A 15,870-nucleotide genomic window follows, 5' to 3' on the forward strand; every position below is an offset into this window, starting at 1 on the left:
CGGACTACACGATCAGCCGGCCCTGTCGCTCCGCGATCCCGATCACCGCTTCTGTCCCCGCATTGAAATCGAGGTGATCCGCCTCGATGCCGTCGGAGAAAATGACGCCGTTCTCGGGCATCAGCGAGCGCAGGCGCAGTGTTTCGGCGCCGTTCAGCCCTCCGCAGACCAGGGATGTCTGTGACGTCTTGCTCGGGAACGGCTCGCGCACGGCAAAGCGCAAGCTCCGGGCGTCCCAGGGCAGGGCGGTGTAGTCGCCGCCCGTCGTGGGGCTGCCGAAGTTGCCGGCGATCGCCAGCGCGCCGGTGACGATGCTCTTGAACCACGCAGTCGAGCCGAGTCCGGTCGCGACGATCAGGCCGCTGGAGGACTGCCGCTCCTGATGCTCGCGGGTCGCGATCTCGTAGCGGGCCGAGACATGCGTGCGCGCGCCGATGAAGAGGTCGTTGACCGCATGGAGCACCTGGCCGTCGGCGAGGCTCGCGCGCGCCATGGTCACCGTCTTGGCCGCGCGCCGGTCGGCAGCAACCTCCGGCAGCAGGCTCGCGAGATCGGCCGGCGCGAACGGCAGCAGCACGCCGTCATGCCGGGCCGCGTCCGGGTTCAGGCCGAGCAGCGGCTGGCCGTCGAGATATTTCATGGTGTTGGCGACGAGCCCGTCGGGGCCGAGCGCCGCGACGATGTCGGCGGGGCCGAAGATGAAGTTCGGCAGGAAGCCGCGGTCGACGATCTGGTAGCGGCCCCAGCGCTCCAGCGTCTGGACGCTGGTCAAGCGCGCGGCCTGGTAGGCCGCGTGCTCGCGTTCGTAGTCGGAGAAGTCGGCGCCGAGATGCTCGACATAGAAGCGGGCCTGGTCCGCGGTGAGGAATCTGGTGATCAGCTCCTCGAGCCGCGTTCTCCTGACAACCAGCACCACCTTGCGGTCATTGCCGGACACGGGCGGCCTCCGCGGGCTTCTGCATCAGGCTGTTCAGGAGCTCCGGCGAGACGTTCAGCTGGCCGATCTTCTCGGCCTTTTCGGCGAGGCCCGAGAACGCCTGCGCGATCAACTGGCCCGGTTGCATGCCGGTGGCGGCCAGCGCCTGGATCACGCGGGTGTCGACGCCCTCGAAGATCTTCATCAGCGCGCCGACGCGATAGGCTTCGGCATCCGCCAAGGTGCGGGTGTTCGCCGCATTCAGCGACACGAAATCCTTCCGCTTCGCCTCCAGCCCGATATCGGCGACCATGCCGGCCTCGCGCAGCTCGTTCTTCTTCGCGGCGACGCTGGCCTCCGCATCCATCTGCGTCTCGCGGATCAAGCGCTTCTTCTGCTCGACCGCGATCTCCGTGTCGAGCTCGCTCTCGCGGATCGCCCGCTCGCGCTCGACGGCGAAATTGCGCCGCGCGAAGATGGCTTCGTCCGCGGTCCTCAGGATCGCCTCGCGCGCCTCGGCCTCCAGCGCCTTGGCGGTCTCCGGCGTCGGCTTCACCGCGCGCACGGCGACGCCGAGGATCTCCAGTCCCAGCGCCTCGATGTCGGCGCGCCGCTTCAATCCGGCCGCAATCGTCTCGGCGATGCGGTCGGAGGCGCGCAGCGCTTCCTTCAGGGTCATGTCCTTGACCGCCTGCTGCGCCAGCACCTCGACCGCGCCGAGCACGCGCTGCGACAGCTCCTCCGGGTCATCGGACTCGTAGGTCTTGCCGTCGCGCTTGAGCGTGAAGTTGAGCATCGCCGCCGCCTTCCTCGGCTCGCCGATGCGGTAGGTCACCTGGCCCTGGATCGTCAGCGTCTGAAAGTCGCGGGCGATCTGCTGGAAGATGAAGGCGGCGTCGCGGCTGCCGATGGGGATCGCGACCAGGGAAGTGGCGGGCCCGTAATAGAAGGTGGAGAGCCCGGCACCTTCCTCGACCACGCTGCCGGCGCGGTACTTGAGGAGATAGGTGGTGGGTTGGGCCTTGATGAAGCGTAAGCCGAACATGGCGGCCTCCTGACGTTCAATGGCATAAGTGTGTCACGCCAACTTAGTAAGTTGGACAGTACAACTAAGTATGCTAGTGTCAAGGGACAAATTCGGGGGCGGACGGTATGGCAGCACGGCAGGGGCGGGGCGGCGGAGCGGCTGCGAGAGCGGGCGGACTGGATTTTCCGCGGCCGCTGACCACGGTGGACATCGTCATCTTCACGATCCGGCTGGAGGCGCTGCATGTGCTGCTGGTGCGGCGCGGCCACGGCGAGGGAGAGCCGTTCCCGGACGCGTTTGCGCTCCCGGGCGGTTTCGTCGATGTCGACAAGGATCGCGATCTCGAAGCCTGCGCGCGGCGCAAGCTTGCCGAGAAGACCGGCGTCATCAGCACCTATCTGGAGCAGCTCGGCAGCTGGGGCAGTGCGCACCGTGATCCGCGCGGCTGGTCGGCGACGCACGCGTATTTTGCGCTGATCCCGGCGTCAGCGGCGGAGGCCGCGCTCGCGGCCGATGCGCAATGGTTTCCGCTCGTGGGCATGAGTGTGAAGCCGAATCTCGCGTTCGATCATGCCGAGATCCTGCAGGCCGCCGTGCGGCGGCTGCGCAACAAGGTCGAGTACACCTCGCTGCCGGCCTATCTGATGCCGGAGGAGTTCACCTTGCCCGAGCTGCAGCGGACTTACGAGATCGTGCTCGATCGTCCGCTGGAAAAGAGCGCCTTTCGCACCCGCATGCTCTCGGCCGACCTCATCGAGCCGATCGCTAAGATGCGCAAGGGGCCAAACCGGCCGGCGCAGCTCTATCGCCTGAAGGCGGCGGCCGTGCCGGTGTATTTCGCGCGGACGTTCAATGCGCCGGAGTGAATCTCCGTAGCCCGCATGCGCGCAGCGATATGCGGGTTCTCATCAGGTGCGGCGGCGAACCCGGATGTCGCTCCGCTCATCCGGGGCAACCAAGGCGAGACGGCCGCATCAGGCCGAGAAGTCCACCACCAGCGACTTGCTGGTCGAGCTCGACGAACTCGTGCCGCTGGCGCTGTAGGAGGAGGTCTTGCTGTTGTTCGAGCTCTGCAGCGCCTCGAGCAGCTTCTTCAACAGCTCCTCGACCTGGGACGAGGACGATGAAGACGACGAGGAGGAGGTGCTCGACGTGGTGTCGGTGCTGGACTCATCGCTCGGCGGGGCCGGCGGCGGACCGCCGGCGCCACCCGAGCCGCCCGGACCGCCGGAGAAGGCGTTGGCGAATACGTTCTTCAGCTCGGTCGCCTGGTCCGAGGTCAGCTTGCCGCTGTCGACCTCGCTCTGGATGAGGTCGTCGATCTTCGACTGCATCTCCTTGGGCGACGGCGGCGCGCTGGAGCTCGACGATGACGACGAGCTGCCGCTCTGCAATGCGGAATCGATGTCGTCGAGCGCCGAGGACAGCGCAGTCTGGTCGGCGGAGCTGACCTTGCCGGCCGAGACTTCCTTGGTGAGTTCCTGCTTGAGCAGGTCGAGCGGCGAATATCCGCTCATGGAGGATGCAGAGATCGACGTCATGGCGTGCTCCGGGGTGCGACATCAAACCTGCGTCCAGGTGCGACCGGAACGCTTAACAGCCCCTTGTTCCGTGTTTCTGGATGTGTCCCGCCGCAGGCTGCACACAAAACGAAGCAAGAAAGTCAGCACGGCTGCGTAGCCCGGATGAGCGGAGCGACATCCGGCTTCGGCACGAGCGCCGGTGGAGACCCCGGATGTCGCTGCGGTCATCCAGGCGACGGTCCACGGCAAGGCGGCATGCCGCCAGCGCAGTGCTCCGGCGCGGGAAATGGTGTATCCGCGGGTGACAGGCGGGGCTCTCGCTCGGGATGTCCGCCACAAGGAATAAAGCTCCCGGAGGAACTCCATGTCGGCCCTGCCGCTTTCTGGCATCAAGATTCTCGATCTGACCCGCGTGCTGGCCGGACCGCTGTCCGCGCAGATGCTGGCCGATCTCGGCGCCGAGGTGATCAAGATCGAGCGGCCCGGCACCGGCGACGATGCGCGCGCGTTCGGTCCGCCCTACCTCAGGGACCCCGATGGCAAGGCCAACAACAACAATTCCTTCTACATCTGCGCCAACCGCAACAAGAAGTCCGTCACGGTCAACATCGCCTCGCCGGAGGGGCAGGAGATCATCCGCGCGCTCGCGAGGGATTGCGACGTGTTCATGGAGAACTACAAGGTCGGCGATCTCAAGCGCTATGGCCTGGACTATGAGGCGATCCGCGCCGTCAATCCCGAGGTGATCTATTGCTCGGTCACCGGCTTCGGCCAGACCGGGCCGTATGCACCGCGGGCGGGCTACGATGCGATCTTCCAGGCCATGGGCGGGCTGATGAGCGTGACCGGCCACATGGACGGCGAACCGGGGGCGGGGCCGATGAAGGTCGGTCCCTCGATCGTCGACTACATGACCGGCATGAACACCTCGATCGGCATCCTCTCGGCGCTGTATCACCGCGACGTCAATGGCGGTGGTGGCCAGCACATCGACGTCTGCCTGTTCGACACCGTGATTGCCTCGCTGTCGCACTATGCCCAGATCTTCCTGATCAACGGCAAGTCGCCGCCGCGCCGCGGCACCTGGGGCAATGGCGGCATGCCGGCCGGCGTGTTCCGCTGCACCGACGGCGAACTGATGCTGGTGGTCGGCAACGACGCGCAGTTCGCGCGCACCTGCGCGGTGTTAGGGGCGCCAGAACTGGCGACCGACCCGAAATTCGTCAGGAACAACGACCGCGTCGTCAACGGCAAGGAGATCATGGCGATCTTTGCCGGCCTGTTCCTGAAGAACTCGGTCGCGCATTGGCTGGAGGAACTGGAGAAGGCGGGCGTGCCGTGCGGGCCGGTCAACGACTTCGCCCACGTGTTCGCCGATCCGCATGTCCGCTCGCGCGGCATGGAGGTGAAGGTCGAACACCCGTTCGAGCCGCATCTGTCCCTGATCCGCAACGCGCTGACCTTCTCCGGTACCCCGATCACCGAGTATCGCGCGCCGCCGCTGCTCGGCGAGCATACGCAGGACATGCTGTCGGGGCTCGGCTATGATGAAGCGAAGATCGCGGCGCTCAAGCAACAGGGCGTGGTGTAGCTGCTGCGGCGGCCGTTCTCTCCCGTCATTGCGGGGCTCGCGACGCGCCGATCGTCCCGCATGTCGTGCTGCGCATCGGAGTCCACGCCCTCTCTGCGTCATTGCGAGCGCAGCGAAGCAATCCAGGGTCCCGCCCACCACTCTGGATTGCTTCGCTGCGCTCGCATGACGGGGAGACAGCCGGGCTTCCGCGCATAGCCCGGATGAGCGGACGCTTGCGGGCAGGCACGCGGCCGCCTTGCGGCGGCCGCTCTGCCCACTCAACGGCTCAGTGGACGTGGTGGCGACGGTGCCGCTTCGCCTTGGGCCGGTAGTAGCGCGGCTCTGCGACGAAGGGCGGCGGCGCGCCGAGCTGCTGCCGGGATTCCTGCAAGCGGCGCTGATAGCCGGGCGAGTTCATGATGCTGGCGGCGGCGCCGCGCGCCAGCGCCGGCTCGCTCGCCATCATCATGGCGAGCGCACTGGCCGCAGCGGCCAGGATCAATCGCGAACGGACCGTCATCGGGCGAGTTCCATTGTCATTGGTGGCGACGTCATCTGTGGCGATCGGCGCTCAGCGCGCTGCAATCCTGGCCTTCGACTTTGCCGCCTGATCGCGCGTGGTCAAGCCGAGCACGGCGCCGCGCACCACCCGCGCGATCACATCCTCGACATCGTCGAGGTCGCATCGGCCGTCGGAGAGCTTGGTGAGGCGCTCGCTCTCGCGGATGGTGTGATGCGCCATGGCGAGCGCAAAATGCAGGCCCCAGAACAGATCGACCTCGGAGCTGTCGGGCAGGGCGCGCTGCATCGCGCCGGCGAATTTGCGCAAATGGTCGATTTCCTTGGTCTTGATGCGGCGAATTGGCGGCACCGATTCGATCGAGGCGCGGATCATGAACTGCGCCACCGCCGAGCGTTGGTTCTCAGGGCCAAGACAGCCGCGCAGGATCGGGCCCACGAGGGCGCGCAGGATGTCGGAGATGTCGGCGCGACCGCCGCCCGCATCCTCGGCTTCACGCAATTCGCGCAGGCGCTCGCGGTTGAGCGCGATCGAGCGGGTCACGAACAGTTCGGCGATCAGCTCGTCCTTGGAGCCGAAATGATAGTTCACCGCGGCGAGATTGACGTTCGCCTCCGCCACGATGTCGCGCAAGGTCACGTCGGAGAAGCCGCGTTCGGCATAGAGCCGCTCGGCGGCGATCAGGATCGCAGTCCGGGTCTGGTCGGTCGCCATGCTCGTCCTCCCGAACGATGAAGCGGGGTGGGGAGTTGCGTTTCAAACAATTGTATGAAACTATTGTTTGAGACGGCCGCAATGTCAATCACGGTTCTTCCGTGGGGCGACATTTCGGCGCTGCAGCGACGGTTCGCGCGGTCGTGTCGCGCAAGATCACACTTGCACGGACGCCGTGGGCGGGCCGACACTGCGGCCAAAGTTTCAGAGGAAACACCCAAGGAGAGTCCCATGGACTTCACGATGTCGGCGAAGCAGCAGGAATGGCTGGAGCGCGTGCGCAGCTTCATGACCAAGCATGTCCGCCCGGCGGTGCCGATCTACAAGCAGCAGGACGCCGAGGGCGACCGCTGGAAGGTGATCCCGATCCTGGAGGACCTCAAGGCCAAGGCGAAGGCGGAAGGCCTGTGGAACATGTTCATGCCGCCGTCGCCGCATGAGGACGACGAGTTCCGCGGCGCCGGCCTCACCAATCTCGAATATGCGCTGCTGTCCGAGGAGATGGGCCGCATCTCCTGGGCGTCCGAGGTGTTCAACTGCTCGGCGCCCGACACCGGCAACATGGAAGTGTTCATCCGCTACGGCACCAAGGAGCAGAAGCGCAAATGGTTGCGCCCGCTGATGGACGGCGAGATCCGCTCGGCCTTCCTGATGACGGAGCCGGCCGTGGCCTCGTCGGATGCCACCAACATCGAGACGCGGATCGTGCGTGACGGCGATCATTACGTCATCAACGGCCGCAAATGGTGGTCGTCGGGCGTCGGCGATCCCCGCTGCAAGATTGCGATCCTGATGGGCAAGACCGATCCGTCGGCCGCCAAGCATCAGCAGCAGTCGCAGATCCTGGTGCCGCTCGACACCCCCGGCATCAAGGTCGAGAAGATGCTGCCGGTGTTCGGCTTCGACGACGCGCCGCACGGCCACGCTCAGGTGCTGCTCGAGAACGTCCGCGTTCCGGCGGAAAACATTCTGCTCGGCGAGGGCCGCGGCTTCGAGATCGCGCAGGGCCGTCTCGGTCCGGGCCGCATCCATCACTGCATGCGCACCATCGGCAAGGCCGAGGAGTCGCTGGAGAAGATGGTGCGCCGGCTGATGACGCGCCAGGCCTTCGGCAAGAAGATCATCGAGCATTCGGTGTGGGAGCAGCGCATCGGCGAGGCCCGGACCAACATCGAGATGTGCCGGCTGTTGTGCCTCAAGGCGGCCGACATGATGGACAAGGTCGGCAACAAGACCGCCCAGGGCGAGATCGCGATGATCAAGGTCGCTGCCCCCAACATGGCGCTGAAGATCATCGACGACGCCATCCAGGCGTTCGGCGGCGCCGGCGTGTCGGATGATGCGGGTCTCGCCAAGGACTACGCCAACATCCGCACGCTCCGTCTTGCCGACGGCCCGGACGAGGTGCACAACCGCGCCATTGCCCGGCTCGAGATGAAGAAATACGCCAACGAGCCGCGGCATTGAGCGTCGACTTCTAGGGTGGGCAAAGCGTCCGTCGCCGCGCAGAGCGCGGGGGCGGATGCGTGCCCACCCACTTTCGAGTTCAAGCCAACAGGGTGGGCACGCTTCGCTTTGCCCACCCTACGAATTCTAATGCCGAGCGGTGACTCACCACTTGCGTCATTCCGGGGCGACGCGCAGCGTCGAACCCGGAATCCAGAGATGGGTCCGCCAAGATAGAGATTCCGGGTTCAGCCCTGCGGGCTGCCCCGGAATGACGAACACGTGAGAAGGGAGCCTCGTCGTGGCCGACGGCGTCAAGAAGGACGAAGAATTCTCCGGCACCAAGCCGGTCGAGGAGCGGCATCGTTTCGACGAGGCCAAGCTCGCGGCCTGGATGGCCGAGCATGTCGAAGGCTATCAGGGCCCGCTGACCGTGCTGCAGTTCAAGGGCGGCCAGTCGAACCCGACCTATCGTCTGAACACGCCGGCGCGTTCCTACGTGCTCAGGCGAAAGCCGTTCGGCAAGCTGCTGCCGTCGGCGCACGCAGTCGATCGCGAATTCCGCGTCATCGCCGCGCTCGGCAAGCAGGGCTTTCCGGTCGCCAAGGCCTATGCACTGTGCAACGACGACAGCGTCATCGGCGCTGCCTTCTACATCATGTCGATGGAGGAGGGCCGGGTGTTCTGGGATCCGACCCTGCCGCATGTCGCAGCGCCCGAGCGGCGCGCGATCTTCACCAGCAAGATCGAGACCTTGGCCAGGCTGCACAGTTATGATCCGGCGGCGATCGGCCTCGCCGACTTCGGCAAGCCCGGCAACTACTTTGCTCGCCAGGTCGACCGCTGGACCAAGCAATATCGCGCCTCCGAGACCGAGCATCTGCCGGAAATGGAGAAGCTGATCGAGTGGCTGCCGCGCACCTTGCCGGCGCAGCAGCGCGTCTCGATCGTGCATGGCGACTACCGGCTCGACAACATGATCTTCCACGCGACCGAGCCGCGCGTCATCGCGGTGCTCGACTGGGAGCTGTCGACGCTTGGTGATCCCATGGCGGACTTCACCTATCTGCTGATGCAGTGGATCATGCCGGGCCTCGACGGCGTCGACCTGAAAGCGCTGAACATCCCGACCATGGAAGAGGCGGCGGAGATCTATCGTGGGGTCACCGGCACCGAGCTGCCCGATCTCAACTGGTACTTCGCCTACAATCTGTTCCGGCTCGCCGGCATCCTGCAGGGCATCATCGGCCGCATCCGCGACGGCACCGCCGCCAACGACAAGGCGATCGAGTCGGTCAAGCGCATGGTGCCCATGACCAAGCAGGCCTGGTCCTATGCGCAGAAGGCGGGGGCGGTGTAGTCTCCTGTAGCCCCGGATGAGCGAAGCGACATCCGGGGTCACACGCGCTGCGGCGATGAACCAGGATGTCGTTTCCGCCCATCCGGGCTACGAATTCCGCGCGCCGGCTAGGCCAATCACCGCCCACCGCCGCCGCCGCCACCACCTCCACCGCCGCCACCGGCCGTGGTCATCGCGCCGCTGTAGCGCGGATCGGTCTGCTTCATGTAGATCGGCGAGGTGTCGCGGCTCTGACGGCGCATGGCTTGCTGCACCTGGACCTCGGTGCCGCAGGCTGTCCAGGAGACGAGCTCACAGCCCGGCCACTGGAATTCACGGGCGCTTGCGTTCGTCACCAGCGAGCCAGCCGCCGTGGCGGCCATCAGGGTGAGCAGCGCGAGTTTCGATAGTCTCGACATGTTAACCATCCTTCGTTTCGGCGAGGCCGGAATGGTCCGCTTGCGAGGTTCGACGGCGGCTCGGAGAAGGGGGTTCGAGGACGTGGGCGTAAAAGATCGCCGGTCATTAGGGGGGCATGCTTGAACCCGAGCGTGGCTCATGGCGACGCGATGGTCTTGCCGCCACGCTCCATCGACACGGGTTGGTCCGCGCGGCGCATTGACCTGACTGCCGGGAGCTTGACCACGACGGGCGCGCGCAGCTAGGCACTGTCGTCGCTTGCCATCTCGCAAGAATGTCCCGCGAGCGGAGCTTTGCTGCCATGTCGCCGGTGTCCATTCGCCCGGATCTCGAGGTCGATCCCGCAACCGCCGATGCGATGCTTGCGCGCGCGGAGATCGACGCGCGGGTCGCTTCGGTGTCGCTGTTGCATGGTGGGGAGATCAGTGCCGTGTATGCGCTGGCTCTGCAAGGCAGCCAGCCGTCGCTGGTGCTGAAGATCTATCCTGACAGCATGAGCTGGAAGATGCGCAAGGAGGCGCGCCTGCTCGATCTGGTCCGGAACCGCCTGCCGGTGCCGGCGCCGCGGCTGCGCGCGGCGGACGCCTCGCGCGAGCTGATCGGCCTGGACTACGTGATCATGAGCCGGCTCGACGGCGATCCGCTCGGTCCTCTCGAACAAGCGCTGTCCGCGCCGGAGCGGCGTGAGGCTTTCGAGCAGGTCGGTCGATTGTCGCGTGCCTTTCACGACATCGCGATGGATGCGTTTGGCTACATCGGCGCCGACGGCATCATGTCGGGCCATGCCGACAATCGTAGCTATCTCACCTCTCAGTTCGAACGCAAACTGGGCGAATTCCGCAGCCGCGGCGGGCCGGCTGATCTCGCCGCGCGCATCGCGCGCCAGGTGGCCGACGCGAGTGATCTGTTCGCCGCCTGCGGCGCGCCGGTGCTGTGTCACAATGATCTTCATCCCGGGAACGTGCTTGCGCGCGTCACCGGGGGCCGGGTCGAGCTCACCGGTGTGGTCGATTTCGAGGGCGCGCTGGCCGGCGACCCGCTCAAGGATGTCGCCAAGGCGATCTACTATCTCTCGCCGGAGCAGCGCGAGGCGTTTCTGGGCGGCTATGGTCCGATGAGCCGAACGGAGATCGAGCCGACGCTCGCGATCTATCGTCTGCTGTTCTCGCTGGAGCTGTGGTGCTGGTATCGGCAGTTTGGGGCGGCCGAAAAGCTCGCGCCGCTCATCGAGGACCTCGACCGCCTTGTGAGCGGCTAGAGCATGATCCGGAAAAGTGGAAACCGGTTTTCCGAAAGGATCATGCTCAAACAAAGAGATCCGATCATGATGCGTTTCCTTGGAAACGCATCATGATCCAGGTCCGTTCGGCCAACGCTTGCCCGTCGGGCAAATCGGCATGTGAGCGTGGCGTTGTCGGCCCCGCGCAGGCTGCGGTTATGACTGCAATCATCGTCGCCGATGAAGAAAGTTCGCGAGCGCGGTCAATGTGATGGTCTCGTCCAGTCCGGAAGGCTAAAAGATTTCGCTTTCGCTTTTTCGGAATTTGTGATCTGATGCGCTCATCCCGTCCCACCGAAGGGGCGTTGCGCGCGATCGTCACGACACGCGGGGCGGGGAGCGGTGGCCGCGATCATGTCGCAGCGTGTCCGGAGGGATGCGCGGACGAACGGCATGGCGCGGACGTGAAGTCGCAGCGTGCTGGCACCCCGATGCTGGTGCTACGTCGCGACGGCGCTCGCGCGCCGCGCGGACAATGGTGGCCAGAAAGCCCGGCGCACCAGGCAGACTGCGTATAAGCGTGAAGACCATCGCGCAGGGAAGGCCGGGCGTTGTCCGGCTGCACCTGTGGTACCTGCCGCCTGCATTTTTTCTCGCAGGCGGGCCGCAGGCGTCAGCCGACGCCTGGCCTTCCCTGCGCCCTTCGCTTGAGGGGCGGTGACTATCGGGATCACTCGGGCGCGAAGGCGTCGCGGGAGGGCGTACTCATGTCTGTCGTTCGAGAGCGAAGTGATTGTTTGACGCGAGGGCCGTCGTCCCAAGCTCGTCATGCCCGGGCTTGTCCCGCCTGCGCGGCCGAAGCCGCTTCGGCGCGGCGAAGGCCCGGGCATCCACGTCGCTGCGTGCATGCCGATCGACGTGGATGGCCGGGACAGGCCCGGCCATGACGGATGAGAGAGGAGCGGCCATGTCGGCGCGCCGCCAAAAGGCGACAGCGCTAGATCGGCTTGCCTGCATACGGCATCGACGCGGTCAGGCCGCCATCCACCGGGAAGGCCTGGCCGTTGACGTAGGAGGCCTCGTCGCTGGCGAGGAACAGGCCCATTGCGGCGATCTCGTGCGGCTGGCCGGCACGCTTCAGCGGATTGAGCTGGCCGATCTTGCCTTCGGTGCCGCGCTCCTTGGCGCCGTCGAAGATCGGCTTGGTCATGCCGGTCTCGATCAGGCCGGGACAGACCGCGTTGATGCGAACGCCGGTGCCGGACAGCGAGTAGGCGGTGGTCTGCACCAGGCTGATGACGCCGGCCTTGCTCGCGGCATAGGGATGGCCCGAGGCGCCCGACTTCAGGCCCGCAACGGAGGCCGTGCAGACGATGGCGCCGCGCTGCTGCCGTACCATGTGCGGCATCGCGTATTTCACCGCGAGGAACGGGCCGATCAGGTTGATGCGCAGGATCTCCTGCCAGTGCTCGACGGTCTGCTCGGCGATCGGGATCAAGCCGCCGGAGATGCCGGCATTGGCCCAGATGACGTCGAGCTTGCCATAGGTCGCAACGGCGCGATCGATGAAGCCGCTGACGTCGGCCTCGGAGCCGGCGTCGGCCATCACGGCCTCCGCGATGCCGCCCTGCTGCTTGACGAGTTCGACCGTCTCCTTGACGCCTTCGCTGCGATCGACGGCGATCAGCCGCGCGCCTTCCCTGGTGAACATCAGCGATGCAGCGCGGCCGATGCCGCTGCCGGCGCCGGTGATGATGACGGATTTGCCTTCGAGGCGGCCCATGTTTCCTCCCTGCTTCAATTGTGATCAGTTGCGTGCCGCGCAACGGAATTCAAACGCCGTTTCAAACGTGCTGAGATCGCCAAGCGGCTTGAGACGATCTGGGCCTTCACGTACAGCGGGAGACGAGCGGAGGGAAGGGTCTGAGCGATGTCGGCTGATGGAACGAAACCTTCTGTCGTCACCACGCGCTGGTGGTGGGTGCGTCACGCGCCGGTGCGCAGCGACGGCGGCAACATCTACGGCCAGTCGGACATCGCCTGCGATACCTCCGATCGCGAGGTGTTCGAGGCGGTCGCGAAAATCCTGCCGCGCAGCGCGGTGTGGTATGCGAGCAATCTGATGCGCACGCATCAGACGGCGGAGGCGATCTGGGCCGCCGGATTCCCGCGTCCCGCAGCAATGATCAGGGAGGCCGCTTTTGCCGAGCAGCATCTCGGGCAATGGCAGGGCATGAACCGCGCCGCGTTCCTGGCCAGCCGTCCCGCGGGCAGCCACTGGTTCGCCGACATCGATGAGCCGGCGCCGGGCGGCGAGAGCTACATGGATCTGTACACCCGCGTGACAGCGGCGATTGCGCGCATCACGGTTTCGGAAGCCGGCCGCGACGTCGTCGCCGTCGGCCATGGCGGCACCATCAAGGCGGCTGTTGGCCTGGCGCTCGGCGGCCTGGTCGAGAAGGGGCTCGCCTTCGACATCGACAATTGCTCGGTGACCCGGCTCGACCACATCGTGGCCGGCGAGACGAGTACTTGGCGGCTGCCGATGGTCAATCAGCAGCCCTGGATCGCGGACGTCGCGCACCGCGCGATGCACCAGCCGGCCGGGCCGGAGGTGACGACGAGCAAGCTGGCGTGAAACGAGTAGTGAGTTGCTATGCGCGTCATTCAAAAATCTCGCCCGCCACACGGGCAGTGCACCCTCTTCCCTTGTGGGAGAGGGCGCAGTCACTGGCACCGCGGAAAAGTCTCGTGGACGTCGCCGTGCCAATTTCGAAACCGACAACAGCTAAATAAGTAGGAGGAACTCCCCATGACCCTGTTCGACATGACCGGCAAGGTCGCCGTCATCACCGGATCCACGCGTGGCATCGGGCTCGCCATTGCCGAACGCATGGCCGAGCACGGCGCCAAGGTGGTGATCTCCTCGCGCAAGGCCGATGTCTGCGACCAGGTGGCGCGCGAGATCAATGACCGCTTCGGTGCAGGCACGGCGGCGGCAGTCGCCGCCAACATCTCCAGCAAGGAGAACCTGCAGAACCTCGTCGACGAGGCCAACCGCATCTACGGCAAGATCGACGTGCTGGTCTGCAACGCGGCGTCGAATCCTTACTACGGGCCGCTCGCCGGCATCTCCGACGATCAGTTCCGCAAGATCCTCGACAATAACATCGTCGCCAACAACTGGCTGATCAGCATGGTCGTGCCGCAGATGATCGCGCGCAAGGACGGCTCGATCATCATCGTGTCGTCGATCGGCGGTCTGAAGGGCTCGACCATCCTCGGTGCCTACGCGATCTCCAAGGCTGCCGACATGCAGCTCGCGCGCAACCTCGCCTGCGAATACGGCCCGCACAATGTGCGCGTGAACTGCATCGCGCCCGGCCTGATCAAGACCGATTTCGCCAAAGCGCTGTGGGACAATCCGGAGAACCTCAAGGCCTCGACCGCGCGCTCGCCGCTGCTCCGCATCGGCATCCCCGACGAGATCGCGGGTGCTGCGGTCTTCCTGGGCTCCGCCGCGGGCAACTTCATGACCGGCCAGACCATGGTGATCGACGGCGGCGCGACGATCAGTTGAGGGGGACACACGGGTGTGGTGCGCGATGATGCCGCCACACTCTCAACTGTCGTCCGCCGGGACGACAGCATTTGCTGCGCGCCGCCCTCATTCCACCGCCGCGTACACCACGTCGCGCACCAGCGTGCGCAGATAGTCGCGTTGTCCGGGGGCCTGCGCCATGAACACGCAGAACAGCTCCTCCTTCGGATCGATCCAGAAGAACGTGCCGGCGATGCCGCTCCAGAAGAAGGTGCCGGGCGAGCCGGGGAAGGGGGCGATGCCAGCCTCGCGGCGCACCGCAAAGCCGAGGCCGAAGCCGTGACCGGGCGACAGCAGCGTGCCCTGCGTCTTCACATGGGGACCGAGGTGGTCCGACGCCATCAGCTCCAGCGTCTTGCGGCCGACCAGCCGGGTGCCGTCGAGGCTGCCCTTGCCGAGCAGCATCGCGCAGAACCGGGCGTAGTCCATCGTGGTCGCCACCAGCCCGCCGCCGCCGGATTCCATCAGCGGCTGCTCGGTCATCTTGAACAGATTGACCGCCTCGCCGGTCCACGGGTCCTTGGCGAACGGCTCGGCCAGCCGGCCAGCATTCGCCTCGGCGGTGGAGAAGCCGGTCTCCTTCATGCCGAGCGGCTCGAGGATGCGCTCGGAAAGGAAGGGGCCGAGCGTCTGGCCCGAGACGACCTCGATGATGCGCCCGAGGATGTCGGTCGAGCGGCTGTAGTTGAACTCGGCGCCCGGCTGGCAGATCAGTGGCAGGCCGGCGACGATCGTCGCGTGCTCGGCGTTGGTGATCTTGCGGCTGCGCACTCGCGATTGCTGGTAGAGTTGGTGCACCGGCCCGGTGCCGGTGTGCTCATACGCCAAGCCCGAGGTGTGGCGCAGCAGGTCCTGGACCGTCATCGGCTGGGCGACCGGGACAAGCTCCAGCTTGCCGCCGGTCTCGACGCCCACTTTCTGCTCGCCGAATTCCGGGATGAACTTGGCGACCGGGTCGGACAGCAACAGCTCGCCGTCCTCGACCAGCATCATGATCCCGAGCGAGACGATCGGCTTGGTCATCGAGAAGATGCGGAAGATCGAATCCGGCCGCATCGGCGTGTCGGCGTCGGGCGCTTGCCGGCCGATGGCGTCGAACCAGCCGATCCGGCCGCGGCGGCCGACCAGCAGGGTGGCTCCGGGGATGGTTCCCTTGTCGGCCTCGCGCTTGAACGCATCCGAAGCTCGCTGCAGCCGAGCCTGGGACAGGCCCAGCGCCTCGGGGCGGTCATCCGGCAGCGGCGGCGTCAGCGAGCGGAGCGCGGAAAGGTGCGCGCTGGATGCGGCAGTCGGCGGGGTCATGGGCTCTCCCTGAAGTCCTGTTGTCGGTTTGCATCAAGTCTGGCGCGGAAGTTGTGGTCTGACCAGTCGATTTGCCCCATTGCACCCTTGCATTCGGGGGGAGGTCTATGCTTCAAAGCGCGCGAGCCGGCGACACTGTCCCGGCTCGCTAGGAGTGTAGCTCAATTGGTAGAGCACCGGTCTCCAAAACCGGGGGTTGGGAGTTCGAGCCTCTCCACTCCTGCCAGCTAAGTGCTTGAAATCCTTAAATTCTGGGCTATTTGATCGATA

Annotated in this window: 15 protein-coding genes and 1 tRNA gene; 8 read left to right on the forward strand and 8 right to left on the reverse strand. The window is 65.8% G+C overall.

Going from position 1 to position 15,870, the window contains the following annotated elements; genetic code table 11:
• Positions 1–4: 4 nt before the first annotated feature.
• Both QX041_RS04050 and QX041_RS04055 read right to left on the reverse strand, forming a co-directional pair.
• Positions 5–937, reverse strand: coding sequence for a sugar kinase (locus QX041_RS04050; protein WP_316164530.1), 933 nt, complete (start codon positions 935–937; stop codon positions 5–7).
• Positions 924–1,961 carry an SPFH domain-containing protein gene (locus QX041_RS04055; RefSeq protein ID WP_316164531.1) on the reverse strand — a complete coding sequence of 346 codons (1,038 nt, stop codon included), beginning with the start codon at positions 1,959–1,961 and terminating at the stop codon, positions 924–926. Before QX041_RS04055 ends, QX041_RS04050 begins: the two co-directional genes overlap by 14 nt.
• A 107-nt stretch (positions 1,962–2,068) precedes the next feature.
• On the opposite strand from QX041_RS04055, the gene QX041_RS04060 reads away from it, so the two are divergent.
• A complete protein-coding gene (locus QX041_RS04060; protein ID WP_316164532.1) occupies positions 2,069–2,809 on the forward strand; it encodes an NUDIX hydrolase in 741 nt (246 codons plus the stop codon).
• A 108-nt stretch (positions 2,810–2,917) separates the two neighbouring features.
• On the opposite strand, the gene QX041_RS04065 is transcribed toward QX041_RS04060, so the two are convergent.
• On the reverse strand, positions 2,918–3,484 hold the full coding sequence (locus tag QX041_RS04065) for a hypothetical protein (protein WP_316164533.1): 567 nt from the start codon (positions 3,482–3,484) through the stop codon (positions 2,918–2,920).
• Positions 3,485–3,830: 346 nt separating this feature from the next.
• Between QX041_RS04065 and QX041_RS04070 the strand changes: the two genes are divergently transcribed.
• Entirely contained in the window at positions 3,831–5,057 is a 1,227-nt protein-coding gene (locus tag QX041_RS04070; protein ID WP_316164534.1) for a CaiB/BaiF CoA-transferase family protein, read from the forward strand.
• Positions 5,058–5,325: 268 nt separating this feature from the next.
• Here QX041_RS04070 and QX041_RS04075 read toward each other — a convergent pair whose 3' ends face one another.
• Together QX041_RS04075 and QX041_RS04080 are read right to left on the reverse strand one after the other, a co-directional pair.
• Positions 5,326–5,559: a hypothetical protein gene (locus QX041_RS04075; protein WP_316164535.1), complete on the reverse strand. Its 234-nt coding sequence runs from the start codon at positions 5,557–5,559 to the stop codon at positions 5,326–5,328.
• Between the two features lie 51 nt (positions 5,560–5,610).
• Complete coding sequence (locus QX041_RS04080) at positions 5,611–6,273, reverse strand: TetR/AcrR family transcriptional regulator (protein ID WP_316164536.1); 663 nt, start codon at positions 6,271–6,273, stop codon at positions 5,611–5,613.
• A gap of 231 nt (positions 6,274–6,504) precedes the next feature.
• On the opposite strand from QX041_RS04080, the gene QX041_RS04085 reads away from it, so the two are divergent.
• Both QX041_RS04085 and QX041_RS04090 read left to right on the forward strand, forming a co-directional pair.
• Complete coding sequence (locus tag QX041_RS04085; protein WP_315749560.1) at positions 6,505–7,740, forward strand: acyl-CoA dehydrogenase family protein; 1,236 nt, start codon at positions 6,505–6,507, stop codon at positions 7,738–7,740.
• Positions 7,741–8,020: 280 nt separating this feature from the next.
• Positions 8,021–9,079 carry a phosphotransferase family protein gene (locus QX041_RS04090; protein ID WP_315714587.1) on the forward strand — a complete coding sequence of 353 codons (1,059 nt, stop codon included), beginning with the start codon at positions 8,021–8,023 and terminating at the stop codon, positions 9,077–9,079.
• 116 nt (positions 9,080–9,195) lie between these two features.
• Here the strand turns inward: QX041_RS04090 and QX041_RS04095 are convergent, their stop codons facing one another.
• On the reverse strand, positions 9,196–9,477 hold the full coding sequence (locus QX041_RS04095; protein ID WP_315714586.1) for a hypothetical protein: 282 nt from the start codon (positions 9,475–9,477) through the stop codon (positions 9,196–9,198).
• 302 nt (positions 9,478–9,779) lie between these two features.
• On the opposite strand from QX041_RS04095, the gene QX041_RS04100 reads away from it, so the two are divergent.
• Positions 9,780–10,736: an aminoglycoside phosphotransferase family protein gene (locus tag QX041_RS04100; protein ID WP_315714585.1), complete on the forward strand. Its 957-nt coding sequence runs from the start codon at positions 9,780–9,782 to the stop codon at positions 10,734–10,736.
• Positions 10,737–11,694: 958 nt separating this feature from the next.
• Here the strand turns inward: QX041_RS04100 and QX041_RS04105 are convergent.
• Positions 11,695–12,480 carry an SDR family oxidoreductase gene (locus QX041_RS04105; RefSeq protein ID WP_315714584.1) on the reverse strand — a complete coding sequence of 262 codons (786 nt, stop codon included), beginning with the start codon at positions 12,478–12,480 and terminating at the stop codon, positions 11,695–11,697.
• A gap of 147 nt (positions 12,481–12,627) precedes the next feature.
• Between QX041_RS04105 and QX041_RS04110 the strand changes: the two genes are divergently transcribed.
• Together QX041_RS04110 and QX041_RS04115 are read left to right on the forward strand one after the other, a co-directional pair.
• On the forward strand, positions 12,628–13,335 hold the full coding sequence (locus QX041_RS04110) for a histidine phosphatase family protein (RefSeq protein ID WP_315714583.1): 708 nt from the start codon (positions 12,628–12,630) through the stop codon (positions 13,333–13,335).
• Positions 13,336–13,509: 174 nt separating this feature from the next.
• The gene (locus QX041_RS04115) at positions 13,510–14,277 is read left to right on the forward strand and encodes an SDR family oxidoreductase (protein ID WP_315714582.1); all 768 of its coding nucleotides are present in this window, start codon (positions 13,510–13,512) and stop codon (positions 14,275–14,277) included.
• Between the two features lie 87 nt (positions 14,278–14,364).
• Here QX041_RS04115 and QX041_RS04120 read toward each other — a convergent pair whose 3' ends face one another.
• Complete coding sequence (locus QX041_RS04120) at positions 14,365–15,600, reverse strand: serine hydrolase domain-containing protein (protein WP_315714581.1); 1,236 nt, start codon at positions 15,598–15,600, stop codon at positions 14,365–14,367.
• A 150-nt stretch (positions 15,601–15,750) separates the two neighbouring features.
• Between QX041_RS04120 and QX041_RS04125 the strand changes: the two genes are divergently transcribed.
• Positions 15,751–15,826: transfer RNA gene (locus QX041_RS04125), tRNA-Trp, on the forward strand.
• The last annotated feature ends 44 nt before the right edge of the window (positions 15,827–15,870 follow it).

The sequence above is a fragment of the Bradyrhizobium sp. SZCCHNRI2009 genome, assembly GCF_032485115.1.
Lineage (GTDB): Bacteria > Pseudomonadota > Alphaproteobacteria > Rhizobiales > Xanthobacteraceae > Bradyrhizobium.

Bases quoted from the DNA above. Each gene is read 5' to 3' on its own strand.
- QX041_RS04080 (WP_316164536.1), bottom strand. From the start codon at position 6,273: ATGGCGACCGACCAGACCCGGACTGCGATCCTGATCGCCGCCGAGCGG.
- QX041_RS04075 (WP_316164535.1), bottom strand. From the start codon at position 5,559: ATGACGGTCCGTTCGCGATTGATCCTGGCCGCTGCGGCCAGTGCGCTC.
- QX041_RS04055 (WP_316164531.1), bottom strand. From the start codon at position 1,961: ATGTTCGGCTTACGCTTCATCAAGGCCCAACCCACCACCTATCTCCTC.
- QX041_RS04095 (WP_315714586.1), bottom strand. From the start codon at position 9,477: ATGTCGAGACTATCGAAACTCGCGCTGCTCACCCTGATGGCCGCCACG.
- QX041_RS04115 (WP_315714582.1), top strand. From the start codon at position 13,510: ATGACCCTGTTCGACATGACCGGCAAGGTCGCCGTCATCACCGGATCC.
- QX041_RS04100 (WP_315714585.1), top strand. From the start codon at position 9,780: ATGTCGCCGGTGTCCATTCGCCCGGATCTCGAGGTCGATCCCGCAACC.
- QX041_RS04085 (WP_315749560.1), top strand. From the start codon at position 6,505: ATGGACTTCACGATGTCGGCGAAGCAGCAGGAATGGCTGGAGCGCGTG.
- QX041_RS04070 (WP_316164534.1), top strand. From the start codon at position 3,831: ATGTCGGCCCTGCCGCTTTCTGGCATCAAGATTCTCGATCTGACCCGC.
- QX041_RS04065 (WP_316164533.1), bottom strand. From the start codon at position 3,484: ATGACGTCGATCTCTGCATCCTCCATGAGCGGATATTCGCCGCTCGAC.
- QX041_RS04110 (WP_315714583.1), top strand. From the start codon at position 12,628: ATGTCGGCTGATGGAACGAAACCTTCTGTCGTCACCACGCGCTGGTGG.
- QX041_RS04120 (WP_315714581.1), bottom strand. From the start codon at position 15,600: ATGACCCCGCCGACTGCCGCATCCAGCGCGCACCTTTCCGCGCTCCGC.
- QX041_RS04105 (WP_315714584.1), bottom strand. From the start codon at position 12,480: ATGGGCCGCCTCGAAGGCAAATCCGTCATCATCACCGGCGCCGGCAGC.
- QX041_RS04060 (WP_316164532.1), top strand. From the start codon at position 2,069: ATGGCAGCACGGCAGGGGCGGGGCGGCGGAGCGGCTGCGAGAGCGGGC.